Annotated in this window: 19 protein-coding genes; 9 read left to right on the top strand and 10 right to left on the bottom strand. The window is 62.4% G+C overall.

Features of this window, described 5'->3' with window-relative positions; translation table 11 throughout:
- Window positions 1-34: 34 nt before the first annotated feature.
- Window positions 35-304, bottom strand: a complete 270-nt coding sequence (locus tag VH599_16320) for a hypothetical protein (GenBank protein ID HEY7349884.1) — start codon at window positions 302-304, stop codon at window positions 35-37.
- Window positions 305-390: 86 nt separating this feature from the next.
- On the opposite strand from VH599_16320, the gene VH599_16315 reads away from it, so the two are divergent.
- Entirely contained in the window at window positions 391-921 is a 531-nt protein-coding gene (locus tag VH599_16315) for a hypothetical protein (GenBank protein HEY7349883.1), read from the top strand.
- Window positions 922-1540: 619 nt separating this feature from the next.
- Here the strand turns inward: VH599_16315 and VH599_16310 are convergent.
- From VH599_16310 to VH599_16300, 3 genes are all read right to left on the bottom strand, one after another.
- Window positions 1541-2932 (bottom strand): Mur ligase family protein, encoded by a 1392-nt coding sequence (locus VH599_16310; protein HEY7349882.1) that lies wholly within the window; start codon window positions 2930-2932, stop codon window positions 1541-1543.
- Window positions 2933-3058: 126 nt separating this feature from the next.
- Window positions 3059-4390: a hemolysin family protein gene (locus tag VH599_16305; protein ID HEY7349881.1), complete on the bottom strand. Its 1332-nt coding sequence runs from the start codon at window positions 4388-4390 to the stop codon at window positions 3059-3061.
- Window positions 4391-4610: 220 nt separating this feature from the next.
- Complete coding sequence (locus VH599_16300; GenBank protein HEY7349880.1) at window positions 4611-5258, bottom strand: hypothetical protein; 648 nt, start codon at window positions 5256-5258, stop codon at window positions 4611-4613.
- Window positions 5259-5493: 235 nt separating this feature from the next.
- Between VH599_16300 and VH599_16295 the strand changes: the two genes are divergently transcribed.
- Together VH599_16295 and VH599_16290 are read left to right on the top strand one after the other, a co-directional pair.
- Complete coding sequence (locus VH599_16295) at window positions 5494-7419, top strand: DUF2795 domain-containing protein (GenBank protein ID HEY7349879.1); 1926 nt, start codon at window positions 5494-5496, stop codon at window positions 7417-7419.
- Window positions 7420-7574: 155 nt separating this feature from the next.
- A complete protein-coding gene (locus VH599_16290) occupies window positions 7575-7742 on the top strand; it encodes a hypothetical protein (protein HEY7349878.1) in 168 nt (55 codons plus the stop codon).
- A gap of 144 nt (window positions 7743-7886) precedes the next feature.
- Here VH599_16290 and VH599_16285 read toward each other — a convergent pair whose 3' ends face one another.
- The 5 genes from VH599_16285 to VH599_16265 all read right to left on the bottom strand — a co-directional run bounded on the left by VH599_16285 (window position 7887) and on the right by VH599_16265 (window position 16461).
- A complete protein-coding gene (locus VH599_16285) occupies window positions 7887-8516 on the bottom strand; it encodes a hypothetical protein (protein ID HEY7349877.1) in 630 nt (209 codons plus the stop codon).
- Window positions 8517-8613: 97 nt separating this feature from the next.
- On the bottom strand, window positions 8614-9864 hold the full coding sequence (locus VH599_16280; protein HEY7349876.1) for a hypothetical protein: 1251 nt from the start codon (window positions 9862-9864) through the stop codon (window positions 8614-8616).
- Between the two features lie 395 nt (window positions 9865-10259).
- Complete coding sequence (locus VH599_16275) at window positions 10260-12566, bottom strand: ATP-binding protein (protein HEY7349875.1); 2307 nt, start codon at window positions 12564-12566, stop codon at window positions 10260-10262.
- A gap of 829 nt (window positions 12567-13395) precedes the next feature.
- Window positions 13396-14508, bottom strand: coding sequence for an SAM-dependent methyltransferase (locus VH599_16270; GenBank protein HEY7349874.1), 1113 nt, complete (start codon window positions 14506-14508; stop codon window positions 13396-13398).
- Window positions 14509-14826: 318 nt separating this feature from the next.
- A complete protein-coding gene (locus VH599_16265) occupies window positions 14827-16461 on the bottom strand; it encodes a hypothetical protein (protein ID HEY7349873.1) in 1635 nt (544 codons plus the stop codon).
- Window positions 16462-17264: 803 nt separating this feature from the next.
- On the opposite strand from VH599_16265, the gene VH599_16260 reads away from it, so the two are divergent.
- Window positions 17265-17804: a hypothetical protein gene (locus VH599_16260; GenBank protein ID HEY7349872.1), complete on the top strand. Its 540-nt coding sequence runs from the start codon at window positions 17265-17267 to the stop codon at window positions 17802-17804.
- A 32-nt stretch (window positions 17805-17836) separates the two neighbouring features.
- On the opposite strand, the gene VH599_16255 is transcribed toward VH599_16260, so the two are convergent.
- The gene (locus tag VH599_16255; protein HEY7349871.1) at window positions 17837-18751 is read right to left on the bottom strand and encodes a hypothetical protein; all 915 of its coding nucleotides are present in this window, start codon (window positions 18749-18751) and stop codon (window positions 17837-17839) included.
- A 376-nt stretch (window positions 18752-19127) separates the two neighbouring features.
- Between VH599_16255 and VH599_16250 the strand changes: the two genes are divergently transcribed.
- The 5 genes from VH599_16250 to VH599_16230 all read left to right on the top strand — a co-directional run bounded on the left by VH599_16250 (window position 19128) and on the right by VH599_16230 (window position 23728).
- Entirely contained in the window at window positions 19128-19943 is an 816-nt protein-coding gene (locus tag VH599_16250) for a WecB/TagA/CpsF family glycosyltransferase (protein ID HEY7349870.1), read from the top strand.
- 68 nt (window positions 19944-20011) lie between these two features.
- Window positions 20012-20314, top strand: a complete 303-nt coding sequence (locus VH599_16245) for an AbrB/MazE/SpoVT family DNA-binding domain-containing protein (protein ID HEY7349869.1) — start codon at window positions 20012-20014, stop codon at window positions 20312-20314.
- A 200-nt stretch (window positions 20315-20514) separates the two neighbouring features.
- Window positions 20515-21753: an endolytic transglycosylase MltG gene (locus tag VH599_16240; protein ID HEY7349868.1), complete on the top strand. Its 1239-nt coding sequence runs from the start codon at window positions 20515-20517 to the stop codon at window positions 21751-21753.
- Window positions 21754-22164: 411 nt separating this feature from the next.
- Complete coding sequence (locus VH599_16235) at window positions 22165-23175, top strand: PfkB family carbohydrate kinase (GenBank protein ID HEY7349867.1); 1011 nt, start codon at window positions 22165-22167, stop codon at window positions 23173-23175.
- Window positions 23176-23179: 4 nt separating this feature from the next.
- Complete coding sequence (locus VH599_16230; protein HEY7349866.1) at window positions 23180-23728, top strand: adenylyltransferase/cytidyltransferase family protein; 549 nt, start codon at window positions 23180-23182, stop codon at window positions 23726-23728.
- Window positions 23729-23734 lie beyond the last annotated feature (6 nt).

Raw genomic sequence — 23734 nt, 5'->3', positions numbered from 1 at the left:
TTGACAACAAACAAAGCAATAGTGTAGTATTATCTCAGGCGTTCTTCCGATGGAGACGCCTGGCACATTTCCAGCCGATAACGGTTGACGCGCCTAGTGTAAAAAGCACTAACCGCGTCATACCCCAGTCCTGGCAGGACCAGAAGATGGGGCTGAGCTGATTGTACCATGTCTTGTTGTGGTTGCAATCTCCTGGCGGCCATTTTCTGGCAGGTTGGGTCGTTGTTTGCCGGTGGTGTGGGATGGGAGCCGTCGGGGTGAGCGCGCGCTCATCCTGGCGCTTCCCCTCTGCGCGCTGCGGCATACGGCGCGCCTGCGTGGGGATGGCCGCTTTCGTGTTTTGGCGATGTGCGCATCTGTCGTCACACGAAAAAAAGGAGTGAGAGACCCATGCGCGTATCGAAAGCCTGCTGGCTGTCGTTTGGAGACTGGCTGAAGGGGGGCGCGCCAGGCACGCTGCCCGCAACGCTGCGCCTGACCCTGGGGCCGGTCTGGCGGCTGGTCCCCCTGGCGCGCCAGAGCGGCGAGGCGGTCGGACCCTGGCTGCTGTCGTTACTGGAGGCCCGCCAGCGGGCAGGGCTGGCGCTGCCCGCCGACCGGGAACTGATCGAACACGACCTTCAGGCGCGCCCTCTGACGCTGGCCGAGGCCGGGCGCGAGCCGTCCTGGGCAGTGTGGCGGCTGCAAGCCGAACTGCTGCGGCTGGTGCGGCTGGTGGAAGCGCCCGTGAGCCTGCTTTATCGGTCAGGCTGGCCGCAGTGGGAAGTGCGCTACTGGGCGCTGGTAATTACCCTGGCGCGCATCACCCAGCTTTACGCGGTCCTGGCGCGCCAGCCGGGGGCTGATCCGGCAGAGCGGCTGCTGGCCTCAGCGGAACTGGTCTGGCAGCGGGCGCTGCAAGCCGAGCCGCTCGTCGCCTGAGCCGGGCTGGCAGATGCCACTTGCAGCGCCGTCACTTGTAGCGCCGCCTGGAAGGCGGCCAACGTTGAGCCAGAGCGAGCGTTCGCTCTCCAGGCCAGCGGACCAACAGGCCAGCGGTGAGCCGCCAAGATGGCGGCGCTACAAGTGGCGTTCGTCCTCCGGGTCAGCGGTGAGCCGCCAGGAGGGACGCGCTACAAGTGGCGTTCGCTCTCCAGGCTGCCGTACCGACAGGCTAGCGGTGAGCCGCCAGGCGCGGTTTTAACCGCCTGCGGGGTAGGGCCACTTGTAGCGCCACCTTCCAGGCGGCTAATCGTTGGGCCAGGGCGAGCGGCTCCGGCCAGCGCGAACGCTCGCTTAGGCCAGCGTTGAGCCGCCAAGATGGCGGCGCTACAAGTGGCGTTCGTCCTCCGGGTCAGCGGTGAGTCGCCAGGAGGGACGCGCGAGCGACCAACGGGAGCGAGAATGCCGAGGCATGGCAGCGGCCCGCGACCGAGCGCAGCGAGGGAGAATGCGGGAACCCAGTTCCCGCAAGGGCCGCTCCCCAAAGGGGCGGTCAAGCGGCTCTGGCGAAGCCCTTCCCGAAGGGGGGCGGCGCTCCAAGTGAGAGTGTCAATCGCTCTTATGCTTCGGCTGCCTGCGCCAGCAGCGTCTCCTCTGGAAACCAGCGCCCGCGCACCGCGCCGATCAGATACAGCGAGCCGGTGACGCAGAGGACGCCATCGGGGGGCGTTTCGGCCAGCGCCAGTTCGACGGCGCGCAGTGGGTCTGGCTCGGCCAGCACGCGGCTGGCGCTGCGGCGGGCAAGCGCGGCCAGACGCTCCGGCGCTTCAGAGTGCTTGCTGCCGGTGACGGGCGGCTTTGTGACGATGACGGATCGCGCGCCGGGGGCCAGCACATCCATCATCTCTTCGCTGGCTTTGTCTGCCAGAATGCCCAGCATCAGCACGCGAGGCATGCCAGGCGTGAGGGCGTCCAGCGACTCGCGCAGCGCCCGCGCCTTCTGCGCGTTGTGGGCGGCGTCCAGCAAGACCAGCGGATCGCGCTGGACGATCTCCAGCCGCCCCGGCAGCCAGGCTTGTCGCAGCCCGCGCTCATAGGCTTCCAGGGTGATAGGCCGCTCCAGCCGTCGCTCGCAGGCGCGCAGGGTCGCCACCGCCAGCGCCGCATTGGTAAGCTGGTGCGCGCCCAACAACCCCACCTGAAGCGTGGGCAATGCGCTCGCGCTCCCAGAGGCGTCTGTATAGTGCAAACGCCCGCCCGTCAGGTTAATGCCCTGGGAGGTGAACTGAAAATCGCGCCCCAACAGGGCCAGCGACGAGCCAGCATCCTGGGCGGCCTCGGCAATCAGCGCGGCTGGCCCTGGCTCGGTCACGCCGCTGATGGCTGGCGCGCCCTCTTTGATAATTCCCGCTTTTTCGCGGGCAATATCCTCCAGTGTCGGGCCAAGAAAGTCCATATGATCGTAGCCGACGCCGGTAATCACCGCCACCAGCGGATGCACGACATTGGTATCATCCAGCCGCCCGCCAACGCCTACCTCCACGACGGCAACATCCACGCGCGCCTGAGCAAAGGCCAGCAGCGCCAGCGCCACCAGGCTTTGCGTATAGGTGGGGGCATAGTCATGGCGCGCTGCCAGCGCGCGCGCCGCCGCCTGAATCTGTTCGACCAGTTCGACAAACGCGCCTGGATGAACCGGGCGGCCATCAATCACCACGCGCTCCAGCGGAAGCTGTACATGCGGCTTGGAATAGAGACCCACGCGCAGCCCGGCCTGGCGCAGCGTTTCGGCAATCATCGTTGCAGTGGACCCCTTGCCGCTGGTGCCGGTCACATGGACCGCGCGATAGCGGTCCTGCGGATTGCCCAGCAGGTCTATGAAGCGGCGCATCATCCCCAGCCGCTGCTCTGCCGCTTGAGGGCCATGCCCAAAGGGCGGCGCAACAGCCGCCGGATGAATCAGGGCATATAGGGACCGCACCGCTGCATCATACGGCTCTCTCCAGTTCATGCTCTTTCCTTCATAAGAATGCCTCACACAACCGACGGTTGGCCCCACCCCTGCCGCCTGGAAGGACGGCGCTACAACCCCACCCCTGCTCGTGCGGAGGGTGTGTGAGGCGCTCTAAGCAGGCGGTTAGGAATCATCCGCTGCCGGGGCGGTTTTGGGTTCCGGGCGAATCAGCAGGCGATCAACGCGCCGCCCATCCATATCAACCACCTCCACCACAAAACTTCCAACGCGCAGCGTCTCCCCCACCGTTGGGATATGTCCCAGGCGCGCCAGCACGAAGCCCGCCAGGCTGGCATACAGGCCGCGATCCTCTGCTGGGCGCGCGGGCAAGCCCACTTTCTCGCGTACCGTTTCGTAGGCGACTTTGCCATCCACCAGCCAGCTTCCATCTTCGCGCTGTACCATAGAAGACTCCTCTGGCACATCATACTCATCTTCGATCTCGCCCACCAATTCTTCCAGCACATCCTCCATCGTCAGCAAGCCGGTAATCTGTCCATATTCATCAACCACCAAGGCCAGATGCTCTCCCTTGCGCCGGAAGACCGTGAGCAGATCATCAATGTGTTGATGCTCTGGAACGAAAATGGGCGGATGGGCCAACTCGCGCAGACCAGGGGGCTGCGCCAGGGTCTGCGCCCGCAGCAAATCTTTGGCGAATACTATGCCAACCACAGCATCGAGCGTCCCCTGATAGACCGGCACGCGGGAGTAGCCAGAATCAATAAACTCCTGCACAGCGTCTTTGATCGGCACAGCGACATCGAGCGCGACAATATCCGCGCGCGGCGTCATGACGCCGCTTACCAGGCGATCAGTGAATTGAAAGACGCGGGTGATAAGCTGGGCCTCTCCTGGCTCGACTTCGCCGCTGGTCGTCGCTGCGCGGGCCAGATAGATGACATCCTCTTCCGTTACGGTCTGCTGTATGGCGCGTCCCTGGCCGAGCAGGCGAAGCACCACGTTCACGGAGACCGTCAACAGCACCACAAAAGGGCGGCCAATGCGCGCGATAGCGTTCATCACGGGGGCGGCGAACATGGCGATGCCTTCGGCATGCCGAAGCGCCAGCCGTTTCGGGGCCAGTTCGCCGATGACCAGCGTGAAATAGGTAATCAGCACCACCACAATCACCAATCCCAACGTTTGCGCGTAAGGGGCCAGCAGCGGAAACCCATTGAACCATTCGGCCAACGCCTGAGCGATCTCGGCGCCGCCAAAGGCCGAGGCAAAGGTGCCAATGAGTGTCATGCCGATCTGCACCGTCGCCAGAAAGCGATCAGGGTGTTCCGCCAGATCAAGCGCCTGCTTCGCCATCCGGCTGCCAGTATCCGCCCGCTGCTGGAGCCGACCACGCCGCGCCGAAACGATAGCGATCTCGGAGGCGGCGAAGAAGGCGTTAGCGAGCATCAAGACGAAAATGATCATGACTTCGACGCCAATAAAGCCGTTCATAGCTTTTTCACTCCTTGCTAGCGCCTCGTTTGCCGGGCGTCCCTGGGGGCGCATTTTCTTTCTCATTAAACCACAGGACCACGCGCGTGTCGCAGGGCCTGCCTTCTCGCTTCTTTCAGCGCAAAATACCCCCAGGGAAGCCAGGTGACTTCCCTGGGGGTGGATCATGGACGCCGCTCAGGCGGAGGGCCAGCCTTTTCCCGGCGTTCGCTGCACTGGCTCAGGCAATCCAAAAGTACCAGACGTTCAGAATAGCAGCGGCCTCCAACAGCACGACGAGCAGCAAGCCAAACAACCGCAGACCGCGACGCCGTTTTGGCTTCGGCTCCTCTTCTTCATCAGAGGATTTCGCTTTGGAGCGGCGGGCGCGTGGGCGGTCATCATCCGACGCATCCTCCGCCCTGGCATGCTTCGCCTTGCGCGCGTGTTTCTCGTCCGAGTCTTTGGTCATGGCCGACAGCATCATCGCTTCGGCCAGATTGGGGCCATCGTTGCCCTGCCCCATCATGGCCGCCATCAACAGCGGATTCGCATCATCGTCTTTTTTGTCGCTGTCGCCCTGCGCCAGCATGGCCGCCATCAGCAGCGCGCTGCTGCCCTTGCCCTTGTCGCCCGAATCATCGTCCCCCTCGCCAACCTGGAGCGGTCCGATTGGTCCTGGCGCCTGCCCGCGCTTCATCGCGCGCATCATCTTCATTTCCGGGTTATAGTACCCGGCCTGGCGCAGCGCGCGGCGCTTATAGTTGTTCACGGCGCGAAACGGCGCAAGCACCTTGTTGATGCCCAGCGCCTTCTTGGCGCGTTTCTTCCATTTTGTCACTCCCAGCAGTGTTTTCACGCTGGGCTTGCGATAGCGCATTTTTGCCATCACGGGCCTGCCTTTCGTCTATCGGCCTGTGTCACAATACCCTTCCCCTCCTCTATTATAGTATACGTACCGGCAATTAAAACGGGTTGCATCGGCTTTTTGGCCTGAAATGCCTCAGCAATTGTACCTAGTTTCAAGCTCTTGACTGGCAGACATCCTTCCCTGTATACTGGCGGCATGGATTCATGCCCGCTGCTCACTATTTCACTCTATTTCATCTTGAGGAGGGATGCCGATGAGTGCGCACTCCCTGTCGCTGCTGGATACGTCGTCTTCGCTGCGCGACACCCTGACATCGTTCTTTAATACCCTCTTTCAGCTTCCTGTGACCATCACGGCGCTGGTGCTGGCGCTGGTCTTCGCCATCCTGGGCTGGCTGATCGCGTATTTCATCCTGCGCCCCAAAGAAGTCTGCTCGATGGTCTGCTCTATCCACCTCTTGCTGACCATTGCGACGATTATCCTTGGGCTGGTCGGCGCGATTGGCCTGATTGACCATTACTTCCCAGGCCAGCTTATTACCGGCACAGGCATCGCTATGGTGGTCCTGACGATTCCCCTCTTGATTCTGGTGGAATCCTTCAATTATGTTGTGCTGAGCAATCAACATGCCAGAAGGCTCCGCGACCTGCGCACACCACAAGACCGCCGCCGCCGTCGGGGGGTTGTCTTCCTGACCCCGCTGGCAATCGGCGCGGTCTTGCTGGTCGTGGGGATCATCATCAGCGCCGCTGGCGTCACGCTGACGCAGATGACGCAGGTTATCATCCTGCTGCTGATCCTGTGGGCGCTGGTGCTGGCAGCCGAGTTTATTGCCCTGGCGCGAACACGTCGGCGCCGCCATCGTCTGGCCGCGACAGGCGCGGGGGCCACGCTGGACCGCGACGAAGTGGCCGCGCTGTGGGTGAGCGGCTTCAGCAGCTATCGCGTCGGGCGGGGCGAAACCGTCTTCACGTCCACACAGATGAGCGTGGAAGAGCGCGAAGCCGCCTGGGGCGCGTTCAGCGAGCGCGTCTTCATCACCGAAGAACTGCTGCTTGAAGAAGAAGGCGAACTCGATCTGGTTGAGGTGGAAGAGGCCGAAGTGCGCAGCTACGCCGCCGCAGGCGCGGGCGGCGCGGCCCTGGCGCTGCATGGGGGCCATCGCAGCCTGCGCCATCCAGCGCAGCATCGCGTTCGCAATCGCTGGGGTGGAGCCATCATCCTGCTGCTGATCGCCATCGTGGCTACTGTCTTCACCAGCCTTGCTGGCGTCACCGCTGCCGCAACGGCAGGCATCGCGCTGGCGTTCCTGGCGCCCGCTATCTTCCTGGTGATCTATCGCATCCGGCGGGATAATGAAGTGCGCTTCGTGACCGAAACGGCTCAGAAAGTCAGCACAACGCAGTTCGTTCCCGTCGCAGCCCAGGGAGGCGCTGCCGCCGCTGCTGCCGCGCCGCCCGCCGCGCCGCCATCCAGGCGGACCACCGGAACACAGCCAGCCGCTGCGCTGCACCCGGCGCGTCCGGTACCCGTGACTCCGCCAATCGCGGAGCCGCTGATTCTGCCGCGAGAAGAGCCGGAGCCGCCGACCCTGCCATCCGCCGAGGCCGCAGAGCCTGCCGGGGCCGCGCACGTCAACCCCGATATTGCCGATGATACCGTTGTTATCCGCAGCAGGGGCGGGGCCGCGCATACCAACCCCGACATCGCTGAAGATACTCTGCTGATCGCGCACCAGCCGACCAGCGAGGCGCCGGAGGCTCCGCCAGCGCCCAGGGCTTCCAGAAGCATCCGCATTACCGAGTTCCAGCATCATCTACACGGCGTCGAGTATCCGGCTACCCGCGCAGAACTGCTGGAGCAGGCGCGCAAGAACAACGCGCCGCCCAATATGATCGTGCGTCTGGAAGAGTTGGACCCAAATCATCAGTTTGTCAACGCGCGCGATGTGATGGTTGGTTATGCCAATCATCGCTTCCTCAGCGGCGTCAGCTACCCAGCTACCAGCGACCAACTGCTGGCGCATGCCCGCGCCACTAACGTCTCAAACAAGCTGGTTGCCTGGCTGGGTGGATTGAGCGAGCCGGTGACGTTCGCCAGCGTGACCGACGTGGTGCACGGCTATGAGGCGCACCACGAAGAGGATGAGGAGGACGACGAGGAAGAAGAGAAGAAGTAGGGCGGCGATAACCCAAATGGGCTATCTGCTAGACAAGGCCAGACTCCTTCTGTATAGTGGTTCCGATGGGACATCAAGTGGTGTTTCCCTCTTTCCTCGATTTTATTTCGACACCACTGTCGCTCCCAATCACAGAGTAAAAGGGGAGAAGTCACATGTTGAGAAAGATGGCTGTTAGGAGTAGGTGGGGGTCCGAGCGGGGCCAGGGATTGGTGGAATACTCGCTCATTATTGCCCTGGTGGCTATTGTGGTGATCGCTATCCTCGTTCTCATGGGTCCGCAAATTGGTCAAATCTTCAGCACCATCACCAACGGCCTCTAGCAGGTGAACTGAGCGTTCGGTAGATAGAAAGCCCGTAAGGGCAAGGAAGAACACGAGCGCAGTATGGGAGGGTCGGCTGCACGCTGGCCCTCCTATTATTCGCACCAGCGAGCGGATGAGCACAGGAAATGCGGCGCGCCCGGATCAGAAATACACGTAGGCAGCGGCGCAGCCCATGCTGAGAAGCAGCGCGGGAATGGCAGCAAGCAGCAGCCCGATGTTAGGGCCATGCCCCCCAATGCCAGAAAACCCCAGGCAGATTCCACCCACCCCAGCAAAGAGCATAATGCCCACCAGCGCGCCATAGCGATAGCGCGAGTGCCGTCGGCGCGCAGCGCGGCTTCTTCTTCGCCCAGGCCGTCTTTCCGGCGGGCGCGAGGGCCGCCGGGGGCGCATCCCTGGCTCCCAATCAGGCCCGGAGCGGGGGCCGGGCCATCCCTCACGCCCTGAACGCCCGGCATCAGGATAGCGTGGGCCACGCGGAGGGGGCATCCCTGGCTCGCGGGGGCCGCGTCGGGGGCGTCGCTCGGAGGTAGGGTCAGCATCGCCTCTCTCGCGTGGCGGACGCCTCCCAGGAAGTGACCCCTGGTCAGCAGGGCCGCGCGGAGGCCGCCTATCGGGCGCGCTCCCTGGGTCGCGTGACCAGCGTGGAGGGCGAGCGTCGAACCCCTCATCGAACTCAGGTGGCGGGCCGCCCGCATATTCACGCGGATCACGCGAAAATCCGTTCGGGTTGGAGGGCCGCCCCGGATTACGATCATATGGATTGCTCATACCATGAATGTTCCAGAAGTTTTTTTCAATAGATAAACTCAACAGCAGTGTCTGTATTATGCCACATTTGCTTGCGCGCGGCACGGTCTCTTTGCGATTATCTCTTGCGGCGCAGCAGCACTGCCCAGCAAACCGTCATGCAGGCCAGCAGCAGCGCCATGTCCAGCGGATGGCCGCCGGAGAACCCCAGGCTGTGCGTCACATCATCGGAGACGCCAATCACATAATCAATATAGACCTGTGGAAAGCGCAGGGGCGAGATCGCCACCCACGATGCCGACAATCCCTGGCGAATCAGCGCGTAATCGAAGAGGCCATACTGGGTGATTACAAACGCCAGCGCCGCGCCCACTGCCCCAAATGCTCCGATGATCCAGGGGCGTGTCTGTACGAGGGCGAACCGCGCGCCCAGCCCGGCCAGCAGCCCCACCAGGACGGCGAGATAGGGCAAATCAAGGCCGGTCACTGCCACCGCCACCACCCAGCCAGCGCCGCCCAATACCCCGCCAATCGCAGCGCCAAGGACCGCATTGGTCATCGCCGACAGACTCAGCGAGTCTGGTTCCCTCCAGCCCCAGTAAGCATTTTCATCGTCCCAGGTCGTCTCTGGACGCCACTCAGGCTGCTGGGGCGCAGGCTCGCGTTTCAAGCCGCGCAAGCTCTTGTCGCCCCTCCCCCCTTTCTGTGTGAGAGAGTCGGCGTCCGGCTGGTCAGCCATCGGCTCGTTTTCCCAGGCGGGAGGCGGGCCGCCGCGCTGGACAGCCCCGGAGGTTCTGCGAACTGGCGGCGCTCCGTAACGCGGGTCTGGCGGCTCATCCTCCCATCCCCGCTGTGGCTGGGGCTGCTGAAGAGGCCGCGATGGCGGTCTGTCTCCAGACCAGGGCTGCGGGGCGCTGCGACTATAGTCAGAGGCCGCGCGCTCATAATCAGGTGAGAGCGGTGGAAACGAACCGCTGCGCGAAGACAATGGCGCGCTGGGACCACGAAGCTGCGCGGGCGGCATAGCCGGATCATCCCATCCCGGTGGGGCAGCGTTCGGGTGGGACCGCCCGCCGGGCTGCGGGCTGCGCGGCGGATAGCTTCCGGCAGGAGGAAGCGGGCCGCTCTGGTTCCCAGCCGGGCGCATCGGCCCGCCCCGGTTCCCCATAGGCGGCAGTGGACCGCTCTGGTTTCCGGGGGGCCGCATTCCCCCTGACGGGCGCAGATCGGTCTGAGCGCCGTTGACGATAAATCCTGGCGGCGGCTGAAAAGCTCCTGGCGGCCCGGCTGGCGCTGGCGGCGGCGGTCCTCGTCTGGCTTGCTCCTGTGGCGCGCCGCAGCGTGGGCAACGCTCGGCCACATCTGGCAAACCGCAGTTCCAGCAACGTATCATTCTCCCCTGCCCCCGTTTCCCGCGATGGCGCGAATTTCTTCTTGCCTGCCTGCCTCCAACGCTTTTGGCAGGAAAACGCAGCCATTATACCAGACTCAAGAGCACCAGCGCCAGAGCGCCGCCACTTCAGGTTCAGGTTCTGCCAAAAAGCGGGGGCTACCCGTAGCGCCGCCATCTTGGCGGCCAACGATTCGCCCTGGCGAGCGTGCGCCCTCCGGTCCAACGTACCGGCAGGCCAGCGTTGAGCCGCCAGGATGGCGGCGCTACCAGTGGCGGCCCCTTCCAGCGCGAACGTACCAGCAGGCCAGCGTTGAGCCGCCAGGATGGCGGCGCTACAAGTGGCGCGCCCGATAGGTGGTGGAACCACCCCTTCAGCCTCCTGCTCGCGGGGGTTCTTCGCGGGGAAGGCGCACGACAAAGGTACTCCCTCGTCCCAGCCCTTCGCTCTCGACGCGAATGGTCCCTCCATGTGCTTCGATGATGGCGCGAGCGATATACAGACCTAACCCTAACCCCTGCACGCCCCGCACAGGGTCGGCCCGTGTGAAACGAGTAAAAATACGCTCCAGATCGCCCGAAGCAATCCCCTGGCCCTGATCGCGGATAGCTACCTCAACAAAGGGCGCGGGCGGCTGGTCTTCCAGGCCCGACACCACAATGGTCATGTCGCCACCAGCAGGGGAATATTTGATGGCATTGGCAACGAGATTACTAAATACTTGCTCCAGGCGGGTTTCGTCACCCTGCACAAAGAGGCCGGTTGCCGGAGCTTCCACCGTAATCTTATGGCGCTCCGTAGTCACTTGCTGCGCCTCGGTGACGCGCCGCAGCAGCGCGCCCAGCGGGGTTGTGCGCATCTTCAGATCGAACTTGCCGAGATCGGCGCGGGCGGCGTCGGTCAGTTCCTCGATCAGTCGCCCCAGGCGGTCTGCCTGCGCCTCAATTTTCTCGACCCACTGCATATCAGAGCGGCGCTCCACGCCATGCGGGGCTTGCTTTGTTCCCCGCCGCAGCAGTTGAGCAAACCCACGAATCGAAGTGAGCGGCCCCTTCAATTCATGCGCAGAGATCGCTAGAAACTCATCTTTTGCCCGGTCCAGCGCGCGCGCTTTGGTGACATCTACCAGCACCGCCACTGCTCCCACCACCGGAGCGCCCTCGCCGCGCGCCTTGATCGGCGACGCGCTCACATGCGCCTGCCACTCATCGCCGGTATCGGGCTGGCGCAGCGTCAACTGCACGTCATGCACCGTTTCCCCGCGCAGCGCCTGCATCAGCGGAAAGTCCTCCACCGCCAGCGGTTGCCCCGCCAGCGTTCGCACCTGGAAGTCAGTCACAAAGCGGCCCATATGATAGTGGCGCGAGAGCAGCCGCGCCCGCTCTATGCCGAGCATCCGCTTGCCAGCGAGATTCACCAGCAGCAGTATCCCTTGCTGGTTGCAGACCAGCACGCTGTCGTTCATCGCTTCCAACACCGAGCCGACATACTGGGTGCGCTGATCGGCCAGCCGCGCCATCAGCGCCAGTTCTGCGCGGGCCGCCTGCTCGCTGCTGGCCTGATGAAAGCTGAGCAGCGCGTATTCCAGTTTGCCCTGGGGATCAAGCAGCGGACGCCCACTAAAGACCAGCATCCGCTCGTGATTATCGGGGCCGCGATAGCGCACTTCGGTGTTGGTGAAACGCTCGCCGCGCAGCGCCTGAAACATGGGCCAATCCTCCAGCAGCAAGACCTCGCCCAGCGTGGTGCGCATCTCCACAGGCACGTAATCTTGCACGCGGGCCTGCCCGGCAAAAGAACCGGCGCCCGGCGGCCACCCCAACAGTTCACGCCCCCGCGCGTTCAGATGCGTGATGCGCCCAAACGGCGCAACCAGCAGCACCCCCTCGTCCAACTCTTGAATGATACGCTCGCGCTCGGCAGCGTACCCGGCCATCTCCTGGTAGCGCCTGCCTAGCTCGCGCCCCATCTCCACCTGCTCTGTCAGCCGGACATGATCAATTGCCAGGGCCAGATATTCGCCCAACTCGCTGAGCAGGAGTGTTTCGGTGGAGGTAAAGCCAGGGTCATCGCTGTGGCGACCTACCGCCAGCACCCCCAGCGAAACCCTGGGCGGCCTGGCCTGGTCGGTGTATTCACGAGCAAAGCCATCACTGCCAGGGGATCGCGCGCGCGCTGAATCAGGTGGGGCCAGGCCAAAGATAGGCACATACAGCCAGCGGCGCACCTGCTGGGCCTGCGCCCACTCTTGCAAGGCGGGCGGGTCCGCTTGCCTACTGGGTACAGCAGCCTGCTGAACCAGGGCGAGCATGGCCGGGCCATCAAGCGCCGCTGGCATACCCAGGCGGGTGTTATCCTGGCTCCACGAAGCGCCATAGAGGGCGCGGAGCGCGAGCGGCAGCCTGGCGGGCGCTTCACTGGAGTGGCTTTCTGATCTTCCCCGGCGGCGCGGCTCTGTCGCCCCATCGTGATAAGCGGGTTCGACCAGATAGAGCGCGCAGCAAGCGGCATCCAGACGACGCGCCGCGCGCTCAACCTGCTCGTGGAAGACAGAGGTTAAACGCCGGGTCGCTTCAGCCGCCAGATGTGGCGGTGCGCGGAGGCCCAAGGGATCGCCAGCCACAGCAAACACACCACCCACTGGAACTTGAGCATCGAAAGAAATGAGCATATCCGCCATACTCTGGCCCTCCTTCCAGCGCGGAAATGATTCCTCATACCAATGGGGGGAGTCCTGGCGCATCATGGCGCTCCTTTCTGATGAATCTTCTCACACCACCTCGCGGGCCATCGCTAAGAGTGGCTCCGCATCAAGCAGTGAGCAATGACAACAAGATTCCAGCAGATGTGATGCCACAAATGCAAAATAATCGACCCAGCAAATGATATAACTTACTGTCAATCAGGTCTATTTGCCCTTGACCAGAGGTCAGAGGCTATTTCGATAGGGAAATGTCTCTGGCGCGCCGCTCACAGTACGTCGCGTGGCCTGCGCGCCTCACATTCGCTCTGGATGAAGAAGCCTCTTGACAGATTAGAATATTTGTTCTATAATTTGGGCGAGGAATTGAGGCTCCTCCCCACTGGAAGGAGATGTCACCGATCCTCCGCTCTCTCGTGGCATCTCCTTCACCTTTCCTGAAGCTTCCACCGCCTGGGCAGCAGTACCGGCCAGCGACATCCCCGCATTCGCTTCGCGCCAGCAGCATAGGCTATGCAGCCCTGGAGGCGTTCTTGTTCTGCGCTCAATATCCTGGCAGCAAGGCCAGGAGCAAGTTTAGGACCAATTCCTCGCATCTTTGCCTGCAACTGGCGCAGAGCGGCCCATTTTGCACGAATTGCCGCCTGGAAGGGACACGCGAGCGAGGTGCAGCCGAGCGAGAATGGCCGCGCTGGGCGCGGCCAAGCGGCCCTTCCCGAAGGGGGGCGACGCTGCAAGGAACCTTGGCTCTCCCAACAGGACGCTGTATTTTTATTCCAGCCGCCCAGGCAGGCCAAAAGTACCCACCCTACGCGCGCGGCGCGCTTCCAGACGCAGGCGTCTTGCGCTGCATCAGCACGCGAAAGCCGCCCAGCCCGGATGGGTCCAGCAGGGCGCTGACCGCGTTACGCAGGCTATAGGCGCGCAGCAGATCGGCCTGGCCCTGGTCGGTGTGGCGAGCGGCGTCGGCTGCGCCGAAGCGGCGGGCGCGCAGCGCCTCCATCTCCTCGCGGATGCCCAGTCCCAGCAGGAATGCGCGCTGCGTGGTGAAGCGCGAGCGGCTCAGCCCGGCGCGGCGGCCCTCCTCAATCAGCGCGCTGAAGTTCACATGCGCCGTCATGTCCTGCTGGCCGGGCCGGGCCAGCGGTTCTTCGTTGATCGAATGGCGGTAATAGCACAGCAGCGTACCATGCCGCCGCGCGCGGGTATAGAGGCGGCGGGCCGTGTCGCCATAGTCAATCGTCAGCGCAAAGCCGCCGCGCGCCAGCCGCGCCGCCGTCGTTCGCATCCAGTGCAGCGCGCGCAGATTGATTTCGGCGCGCCAGCCATCGCCAAAGCGCCGCCAGGGAACAGCAAAGCGATCAAGATAGCCGGAAACGGCCTCGGAGGAGGGTTCATCCAGGCGTTCCACCAGCCGCCCTTCGCGCTCAACCACGTAGACTTCGAGCAAGCGCCCGCCGCGCGCCTCCACGCGATGCGCTGGAAAGGCGTCAATCAACTCATTGGAGAGGATGACATGCAGAGGCGAAGCAGGAGCCATCTCCGCAGGCTGCCCAATATCAGTTACCTGATAGCGCAGCGCCTCGGCCAGCAGAGGCAGGTGTTCCTGGGCAAACGCCCGTACCTGTTCGGCCAGCACGCCTTGCCCCGCGCCCTCCTCAAGCGCCACAAAGGGCGCGGGGCGCTTGAGGGTGTCCCACATCCAGGCAAGCTGGCGCGCGATGCACGCGCCAAAAAGCGGATGGAGATGGGCGCTGGTAAAAAAATCGCCGCTCCAGCCCACCTTTGGCGGGCCAGCGGTGTAGTAGCCGAACTGAGGATGATAGAGCGCCAGGTCCATATACTCGGCAAAGGTGATCGCCCCGGACGCGGCGATGCGCTCCCGAATGATCGCTTCTACAGGCGTAGATGCCTGCTGCATCCTGGCTCCCTCCCCGAATAGAAAGAATGGCTCCCTGGTTACTCGTCTTCTTTGTACTGAGGAGAAGAGAGGAGAACAGGGAGCATTACTACTATATGCTATCGAAGCAAACGATTCAAGTAGGCTTTCTTCGGTAGTTCCACCCAAGAGGAGGTGTTGGCAAGCGAGACGTGTCACTTGTAGCGCCGCCTTCCCAGGCGGCTCAACGTTGGCCTGCTGGGACGCTGGCCCCGAGGGCGAACGCGCGCCCTGGCGCAGCGGTGGCCGCCGAGACGGCGGCGCTACAAGTACAAGGCTCCGCTTCAGGCGGATGTGGTATCAGGCGCGCAGGCCCGGAACAGGCTGCGTGCTGAAGTGAATCGCGCCAGCATCTGTCGGAAGTTTGCCGCCAAAGCCCTGGAGCGCAAAGGTCACGTCTTGAATAATGCTTGAAAACTTGGCGAGCAAAAGGACTTTGGCAGCATCTGGTGTTTGCTCTACGATCTCCTCAGCCATCATGGCCTTGTCGTTGTCATCCAGTTGATACGCCCAGATACTGTTCGCATCCACCCGCAAGGTGGCTGTCTGTTGGACGGCATCCGTTGTTGCAAACACCGGAGTACTGGCGAGCATATCGCCAACCAGCCTGTATCCCACAAAATACTTGCTGCGTGTTTGCTGTTCCTGCGCGTGAACGACACCGGGGATAAAGTCGGCCTGGGCATAGAGAATCTGGTAGCAGGTAACGCTCACCTGCACCGTGACGGTCGTGGCCGCAGTGCTGATCTTATGATTAGGCCGGATGGTTGGGGTACACTCTGGTGTGGGCAGAGCCGCTTGATCATCTGGCTGCTTTTGCTGCGCGACGAGTTGGCTGAGCTGCTCCTGGGCGCTGGCTGTCAATTGGGGAATCAGTGGCTGAGCAAGTGTATCAATATCCGACTGCTGGACAATCGTTTGATCGAAGGCGTTATGTCCCCCGGTGAAGGTGCGGGGATTTTGCACGTGGGCCTGCCCAGTTGGGTTGTTACAGAGGACATCGGATTGTCGGCAGAACTGCACGGTAAAATTGATGTCATAGGCCGAGATATTTCCCCCGGAACCCGCCCGCTCTGCGTGAGCCGGGACGGTGATAGTAGCCCCTTCCCTGGCGGTGAAGCCGTCTATCACAATGTCTACTCCGCTCAGGCTGGCAACAGTACTCGCTCCAATAAGGTCTTCACTCGAACCGTTCAAGCTGATGTTCGAGATGACGACAGAACCCGTTGCCTTTGTTGCCGCGTGATGCGCTTTTCCGGTTGCCTTGCCGGTTCGCGTTTGCGCGGGCGTGGTATAGGTGATAGCCTGGCCGTGAATATCCCCATTCTGATTGGGCTGCGTGGAGACGGCCACAAACAAGGTCTGCTGGACATGGGTGCTTTTGGGAGTGACTGTGAGGGTCGCGCCAGAAGCCGGGAGGGACACATGCGCCACCCAGCCGCAGCAGGAAATGATCAACAGCGCGGCGAACACCCCAACCCAGGCGCCTTTAGGCACGCGGCTCCCCTTCTCCTTTGCGGCCCGCGCCCATCCTGGCAGCCAGGATGGGCGCGGCGGTGGCGCTCCCTGCACTGCCCGCAGAAACACGGCCTCAGCCTCGCTGGATTGGCTTTTCTGAAGCTGCTGATCGATCAGCGCAATCCGTTCCTGGCCCGCTTCCTGTTCAGGCAGAAGGATGTATGGGGTTTCCTGGTCCACGCCGCTCTCCAGGAGTGGGAACGAGGGGGCTGGTAATCGCTTGATCTGCTCGCACGCCTGCGCGAAGTCGTGCTTCTCCTTTAGCGAGCGCAGGTGAACAGCAGGCCAGACCGTCAGGAACAGTGGGGTCGCTGTGTCTTGGACGGGGTGTTCGACGAGGTAGGTCACGCTGGAAGCAAGTCGGGAAGTTTCCGCTAAGATCCGATAGGGGCCAATGAAATCGCCCGGAGCCATCATCTGGTATCCCTCCTTTTACCCCCACAAGGGGGTTATCCTTTCACCTGTGCTGTATGCTCTTCGCTATGCTCAGCAGTAGCAGAAGCATGGTAGCACAGCAGCCTTTCAGTTGCAAGCCTGCCTCTCCAGATGGGTCTAGCAAAAATGAGGTGTTGGCAAGCGAGGCATGGTACTTGTAGCGCCGCCTTCCCAGGCGGCCAACGTTGGCCTGCTGGGGCGCTGGCTCCAAGGGCGAACGCTCGCCCTGGCTCAGCGGTGGCCGCCAGGATGGCGGCGCTACAAGTGACGGTGGCCTGAAGGGCAAGCGTTCGCCCTGGCGCAGCGTTCGCCCTGGCGCAGCGGTGGCCGCCAGGATGGCGGCGCTACAAGTGACGCGCCTCGCCTGCCAACACTTCTTGTTTGGGGAAACTGGAATGCTCGCGCCTCTTGACAGCGCGGGTAAAAGACCGTATACTTGGCTCAGTATCCCACAGAGTTTGGCGCGTTGTCCGACGCGCCGCGCACCTTGACAGCATGAAACGGTACCATGTGACACGGCCAGTACTATAAACTGGCCGTGTCACTCACCCCACCCCTGAACTAGCCAGGAGATGCGGCTGGGGGCATTCTATCATCACTGGTAGAAGCCATCACTCAGCGGCCATCTCCTTTCGGCGGGGCGAACCGCTTCCCGGTTGGGCTGGAGGGAGCGTCAGCGACGCTTCCTCCCACGCCTCCGGCAAGTCTCACCCGCCCACCTTCAGGAGATGGCCGTTTCGTCTGCGGGGCGTTTTGCGCGCGATGCACAAAGGAGATGACTTATCATGAAGATTACCCCCGCCGATCTGGTCTTTTTCTGGTCTGCTGCCTGGTCCGTACCGCTGCGCTCGGCGTGCCGCTGGCTGACGCCCGACGCGCAAACCGCCGTCGCGCCCGATGCGATAGCGGCCCGCTGGCTCAAGCCGCTCTGCCTCCAGCGTTGGGTTGGTCAGGCGATTGGAGACCGCCTGGCCTGGATGCGCCAGCATCCCGAAGCCGCCGCCTATCGCTGCTGGCAGGAGTCCACCCCCTGCTGGACCGGGATGTCTGCTGTTTCTTATGACCGGCGCTGCCTGCGCGAACTGAGCGAAGCGGGTCTCCTTTCGCTCTGGGAGGTGGAGGTGGAGCGGCTGCTGCGCATTAGCGAAGCGCCGCCCGCGCTGGTGGGGGAAGACGACTGGGCGCGGGCGGCGCTGGGTGTCTGTGAGCATCTGAGTCAGTTGTACGCGGAACTCAAGCGCCGCGAGCAATCCAGGCGGGCGCGCTGGCGGCTGCGCGAGGCGCTGCGCGGCTATGTGCGCTGGGATTATCGCGCGGCGGCGTAGGCTCTGGCGGCAGGCGGGGGTTTTACCCCCGCCTACCCCGGATACTGTGGCGGCTGCTGGCCCGGATACTGCCCCGGATATTGAGGCGGCTGCTGATACGGCTGAGAACCTGGATACTGGCCCGGCTGCTGGTACGGCTGCGAGCCAGGGTACTGATATGGCTGCGAGCCAGGATACTGGCCCGGCTGCTGATAGCCGCCCATCGGCATGCCCGCCAGCGCAGGCTTCTTCAAGTAATTGAGGTAGAGGTAGATACCGCCAACAGCCAGCGTTGCCAGCACGCCCAGCCAGAAACCTGCCGACGGCCCGGCAGAGACCTTTACTGTCGTACCCGCGATGGTTTGGCTCCCCGTCTCATTTGGAAACGCGCCAAAGGCGGTGAACATAAAAATAACTTCAAGAAGCAGCGCCACGCCAGCGGCAATCAGCACAAACAACTGCACCTGCCTGGCGACCATCTTCCCCATTGCGCCCAAAATCGGCAGAACAATAAAGTCCAGGGAAGCCAGGATAACGAGCAGGATTAAAGGAAAGCTATAGGTTTCACTGGCGTTCCCAGGTTTCACGCTGCCAATGATGGCAAAGGCGTTATAGCTGTAGGTTTTATCAGTGACACTGCCGCAGAGCGAGCCATTGCACGTTGCGTTTACAGCAAACCAGGGAATAAAGAAAAAAATGAATAAGGCTACACCGCTAATCAAGCAGACCTGGCCGGTCAGCCCCAGTTTCTTCCAGAAGGCATTGAAGTCGAAGCCCGCGCCCGTCGGGGCAGGCGGCGGCCCGCTGTACTGCGAATAGGTTGGCGGCTGCGGCTGAGGATAGCCTTGTTGTGTGTAGCCCGATTGCTGCGGATATGGCTGTTGGGGATACCCTTGCTGCGTCGGATAGCCGCCCTGCGGTGGATACCCCTGCGGCGGGGGAACCTGCTGCGTCGGGTCGTAGGACATGATCGCTCTCCTTCAGAAGTAGTACACGATGAGGCCGTTGTATCTCTGGCGGCTCTTGTGTATTTGCGCAAGAAGCAGAAGATACGCCTGGTTTTCCCTGAAAGCAGGAAAACGCGCCTGGCTTGCCTGGCTTAGCGTACAGTCATTGTAACATGCGCTCTCATAGAACACAATGAGACAGCTCACATCTGGCGCGTGCTATACTGAGCTATCGCGGTTCCACCACCTATTGGGGGGGACGCCACTTGTAGCGCCGCCTTCCAGGCGGCCAGCGTTGAGCCGCCTGGAAGGCGGCGCTACAGGTACCACGCCTCGCTTGCCAACACCTCCTGTGTGGTGGAACCGGCTATCGCGCAGCGCAGGAGCAGGTTGGCCCATGTCCATCTCATCGAATCCCCCATCGTCGCCTCTTTCAGCGCCACCGGAGCGCCTGATGATCCTGGGCGTGCGCGCTGATCGGGTTGATATGGCCGGGGCGCTGGCTCGCATCGAGGCCATGATTGACCATCACCGCCAGCGCGGTGGTCCAGTCCAGCAGATCATCACCGTGAACCCCGAATTTGTCTGGGCGGCGCGCACATACCGCGCCTTCCGCGAGACGATCAATCAGGCCGCGCTCGTTCTGGCCGACGGCATGGGCGTCGTCTGGGCCTCGCGCATCCTGGGCCACCCCTGCCCGGAGCGCGTGACGGGTGTCGATCTGCTGCCCCGGCTGGCCGAACGCTGCGCCGGGCGTGGCTATCGCCTCTTTCTGCTGGGGGCTGCGCCAGGCGTGGCCGCAGAGGTCGCGCAGAATCTCCAGCGGCGCTTCCCTGATCTTCAGATCGCGGGAACCTATGCCGGATCGCCCGATCCAGCCGAGGCTGAAGAGATGTTGGGTCTGATTCGCCCCGCCCGGCCCGATGTCCTCACCGTCGCTTACGGCGCGCCCAAACAAGACCTCTGGATTCACCAGCACGCCCAGGCGCTGGGCGAGGCGGGCGTGGGCGTCGCCATCGGCGTCGGCGGCGCGTATGACTTCATCGCCGGGCGCGTGGCGCGCGCGCCCGGCTGGATGCAGCGCGCCGGACTGGAGTGGGTCTTCCGGCTGCTGCGCCAGCCCCGCCGCGCCTGGCGCATGCGCGTTCTCTTCCCAATGGGCGCGCTCGTCCTGATGCAGCGATGGCGCGGGGAAAACAGCAATAGCCCTTGACTCCCTGCTCACAGCTATGTTAGCATGTAAGAAAGTTGGAAATTCACACAAAGAAGGGTGAAATACAAGTGGCCGAAAAAGTGCAAGAGCCAAAGCTCACCCGAATCAGGGAGAAAGGTCAAATCACCCTTCCTGCTGAAATACGCCGCAAATATAATCTGAAGGAAGGTGATCTGGTTGGCTTTCAGGAAACGCCAGAGGGCATCCTTATCAGCCCAAAGGCAGTTATTGCAGCAAAGCTGCTGGACGAGATAGGGGCAAAACTCCGAGAATCCGGTATCACCCTTGAAGAGATGCTTGAATCAGGGCGCAAAATACGAGGCGAATTGCTCAAAGAGATGTATGGTATGGACTCGGCAGAAGATGCTTAAAGTGTTTGTTGATAGCAGTGTGTATCGAATAGCCCTTCTCGGCTGTTTGTCTTCCCATGAGCTGATCTATTCGTTACACTTAGAGAGGAGTACGCGCGCTGCCCTTCATCCAGGGACCGCAGGCGCGGCGCGATTGACAGACGGCGAGCGGCGCATCAGGCCATTGCCTGGTTTCTGCGCGAACATGGAGGGAATACACGTTGAGAACAAAGCAGCGGCTTGCGCTCATCCTGGCGCTGGCGCTGATGGCTTGCGGATTGGTGGGCGGCTTTAGCGCCTGGACCCTTGGCCTCACTATTATTCAGCCGGTTGGCCGACCAGGTTTGCCATCGGTCCTGTTCGTCATCCAACCGGGCGAATCTACCGCTCAGATTGGCGATGATCTCGTGGCGAAAAAGATCATCAGCAACGCTCTCGCCTTTCGCCTCTGGGCGCGCTATAAAGGGCTGGACCATCAGCTTCAGGCAGGCGCGTATCAAATCTCCGCCTCGATGACCATTCCAGAGATCGTGGCGATCTTCCTGACGAGCAAGCCGGTTGAACAGCTAGTCACAATACCGGAAGGAGACCGTATCTGGCAGATTGCCGACCACTTTGCCGCCGAGCCGATCCTCCAGAAGTTCAAGAGCGACGAGTTTATCCATATCGCGCAAACAGGCGCTTACACCGATGACACCGGCAAAAGCGTTGCGCTGGCCTCAGAATACTGGTTCTTGAATCATGGCAAGCAGGCAGGAAAAGCTCCTGATTTTGCGCTGGAGGGCTATCTCTTCGCGGATAGCTATCTGGTGGCCCAGGAGACGACGGCTGCCGATGTTGTTCACAAGATGCTGGACAACTTGAGCGAGCATCTCTGTCCCAGCCCCGAAGGCAAGCCCGACGCCTACCTGAACAATGAGCAGCAGTGCGAGGCGCACCCGGCGAAAGACCCGACCACGCACCAGAGCATTTTCGATCTGCTCAAGAAGAACTACAGCGATGCCGACGGCAAGAGCATGGCTGATAAGCTCTTTCACGCCCTGACCCTGGCCTCTATCGTGGAGCGCGAAGCCCGCACAGACGAAGACCGCCGGGGTATCGCCTCGGTCTACCATAACCGCTATCTGATCAGCAAAGGCGAACGCAAGACCAACGAGAGCGGAGTGGACCACTTGCAAGCCGACCCGACGCTGCAATACGCGCTGGGGACTCCCAAGAAACCCTGGCCGCAGTTGGATCGGGCGGGCAAGGAGTATAAACTGGGCGCGTATGATACCTACCAGAATCCAGGGCTGCCGCCGGGGCCGATCTGTAGCCCAGGAGCCGACGCGCTCACCCAGGCCATCAATCCACAAAACTCGCCCTATCTCTACTTCATCACCGGGAAAGACGGCAAGACCCACTACGCCAGCACCTTTGCCGAACACCTGCAAAACATCAATAAATACGGCATAGGGTGAATACCTTCTCTCGCGTGTCCTGGCTCGGAGCGTGCAGGCGCCTCCGGGCCATGTTGTGCTGCGTGTACCGCCGCCGTCCCTGGCGGCGAGACGCTCGAAAGCCGCAACGCTCGCCCTCCAGGCTAACATATCGGCAGGCCAGCGTTGCGCCAGCACGGAGGCTGCTCTCTGAGGCGCCGCGTCTCAATGGCCCAACGGTTCGCCGCCAGGGACGGCGGCGGTACAGGCAGAAGGTCTCTGTGCATCTCCCCTGCTAGAGTCGCTAATTAGCAGCAAAACATGATACACTCTTTTACGCGCGCTTTTACCGGCGCTTTCGTTATTGGCGCTTTGCCTCGTGCGTTCTAAATGAAGAATCTTGAGACGGAACTTTGGAAGCATCTTTCTATAAGGTTGTGGCCCTTGAACTCAATGGATATAGCTACCCTGACTCAGATCATCGCCCGCTTTGCCGACAAGAAAGTGCTGGTCGTGGGCGATATGGTGCTTGATGAATATATCATCGGCACGCCCACGCGCATCTCCCGCGAGGCTCCTGTCCTGATACTGGAGCAGCGCGAACAATTCACCGTTCCTGGCGGAGCCATCAACCCAGGCATCAACGCCCGCACGTTGGGCGCTGATGTCTATTTGAGCGGGCTGGTGGGCAACGATCTGCCCGGCGCGCGGCTGCGGGCCAAACTGGACGAGTTCAGCATTCACTGCGAGGGATTGTGCAGCGAGGCTAGCCGCCCCACCTCCACCAAAACACGCATCCTGGCCGGAAGCAGCCAGCTTGTCCAGCAGCAGATCGTGCGCGTTGATGTGTTCGATGGCTCGCGGCTGGGCGACGGCTCGCAGGCGGAGATGCTTGCCTATATCGAGCAGACCCTGCCGCAGATGGACGCCATCATTATCTCCGACTATGAAAACTGCGTGATCAGCCCGGCTATTATCGAAACCTGTGTCTCGCTGGCGCGCCAGCACGACAAGATTATTACCGTTGATTCGCACGACGACCTCTTTCGCTTCCGGGGCGTCACCAGCGTCACGCCCAACCAGCCCGAAGCCGAGGCCACCCTCAAAACTGCCATTACCGATCTCGCCAGCCTGGAGGCTGCGGGCCAGCAGTTGCTCGCGGGTATGCAGGCGCAGGGCGTCTTGATTACACGGGGCAGCGAAGGCATGAGCCTCTTTGAGCCTGGCAAGCCGCCGCTGCACCTGCCCGCCATCAATCTCACCGAGGTGCGCGATACGACCGGCGCGGGCGATACCGTCACCGCCACTTTCACTCTGGCCCTGGCGGCGGGCGCTGACATGGCCCAGGCCACCATACTTGCCAATATCGCGGCGAGTCTGGTCGTGCGTCGGCTGGGCTGCGCCAGCAATACGCCAGAAGAACTGATACGCGGGGTGGAAGACGCGCTGAGAGCGGAGAGCTAAGCCGATGGCCGCTATCTCTCATCCAGCAGCGAACATCTACGCGCGCGGCGAACTCGCCGCCCTCCTGCGCGAGCGCCAGGCGGCGGGGGCCGTCGTCGTCTTCACCAACGGCTGCTTCGACCTGCTGCACCTGGGCCATATACGCTATCTCCAGGCGGCCCACGCGCTGGGCGACCTGCTGGTCGTGGGCGTCAACAGCGACGCCTCCGCCCGCGCGCTCAAAGGGCCGGGCCGCCCGCTGACGCCGCAGCAGGAACGCGCCGAAGTGCTGGCCGCGCTGGCCTGCGTGGACTACGTGACCATCTTCGAGGAAGCGACGGCGGTGGCGCTGGTCGAGGCGCTGCGCCCGGATGTCTATGTGAAAGGCGGTGATTACGCCGCATCCGGCGCAGCAGACCAAGGCGCGGCCATCAATTACACGAAACTGCCGGAAGCCGCGCCGGTGCTGGCCTATGGCGGGCAGGTGCGCCTGCTCCCCTATCTGCCCGAACACTCAACGACGGCGCTGATCGAGCGCATCCTTCAGCGCGGCCAGCATCAGGCGGAGGGCTAAGTGGGC

This window comes from Ktedonobacterales bacterium (assembly GCA_036557285.1).
GTDB lineage: Bacteria > Chloroflexota > Ktedonobacteria > Ktedonobacterales > DATBGS01 > DATBHW01.
This window is presented reverse-complemented; position numbering and strand designations above follow the sequence as displayed.

Bases quoted from the DNA above. Each gene is read 5' to 3' on its own strand.
- VH599_16260 (HEY7349872.1), top strand. From the start codon at position 17,265: ATGAAGATTACCCCCGCCGATCTGGTCTTTTTCTGGTCTGCTGCCTGG.
- VH599_16310 (HEY7349882.1), bottom strand. From the start codon at position 2,932: ATGAACTGGAGAGAGCCGTATGATGCAGCGGTGCGGTCCCTATATGCC.
- VH599_16320 (HEY7349884.1), bottom strand. From the start codon at position 304: ATGCCGCAGCGCGCAGAGGGGAAGCGCCAGGATGAGCGCGCGCTCACC.
- VH599_16235 (HEY7349867.1), top strand. From the start codon at position 22,165: ATGGATATAGCTACCCTGACTCAGATCATCGCCCGCTTTGCCGACAAG.
- VH599_16250 (HEY7349870.1), top strand. From the start codon at position 19,128: ATGTCCATCTCATCGAATCCCCCATCGTCGCCTCTTTCAGCGCCACCG.
- VH599_16255 (HEY7349871.1), bottom strand. From the start codon at position 18,751: ATGTCCTACGACCCGACGCAGCAGGTTCCCCCGCCGCAGGGGTATCCA.
- VH599_16265 (HEY7349873.1), bottom strand. From the start codon at position 16,461: ATGATGGCTCCGGGCGATTTCATTGGCCCCTATCGGATCTTAGCGGAA.
- VH599_16290 (HEY7349878.1), top strand. From the start codon at position 7,575: ATGTTGAGAAAGATGGCTGTTAGGAGTAGGTGGGGGTCCGAGCGGGGC.
- VH599_16275 (HEY7349875.1), bottom strand. From the start codon at position 12,566: ATGGCGGATATGCTCATTTCTTTCGATGCTCAAGTTCCAGTGGGTGGT.
- VH599_16270 (HEY7349874.1), bottom strand. From the start codon at position 14,508: ATGCAGCAGGCATCTACGCCTGTAGAAGCGATCATTCGGGAGCGCATC.
- VH599_16305 (HEY7349881.1), bottom strand. From the start codon at position 4,390: ATGAACGGCTTTATTGGCGTCGAAGTCATGATCATTTTCGTCTTGATG.
- VH599_16315 (HEY7349883.1), top strand. From the start codon at position 391: ATGCGCGTATCGAAAGCCTGCTGGCTGTCGTTTGGAGACTGGCTGAAG.
- VH599_16300 (HEY7349880.1), bottom strand. From the start codon at position 5,258: ATGGCAAAAATGCGCTATCGCAAGCCCAGCGTGAAAACACTGCTGGGA.
- VH599_16285 (HEY7349877.1), bottom strand. From the start codon at position 8,516: ATGAGCAATCCATATGATCGTAATCCGGGGCGGCCCTCCAACCCGAAC.
- VH599_16295 (HEY7349879.1), top strand. From the start codon at position 5,494: ATGAGTGCGCACTCCCTGTCGCTGCTGGATACGTCGTCTTCGCTGCGC.
- VH599_16230 (HEY7349866.1), top strand. From the start codon at position 23,180: ATGGCCGCTATCTCTCATCCAGCAGCGAACATCTACGCGCGCGGCGAA.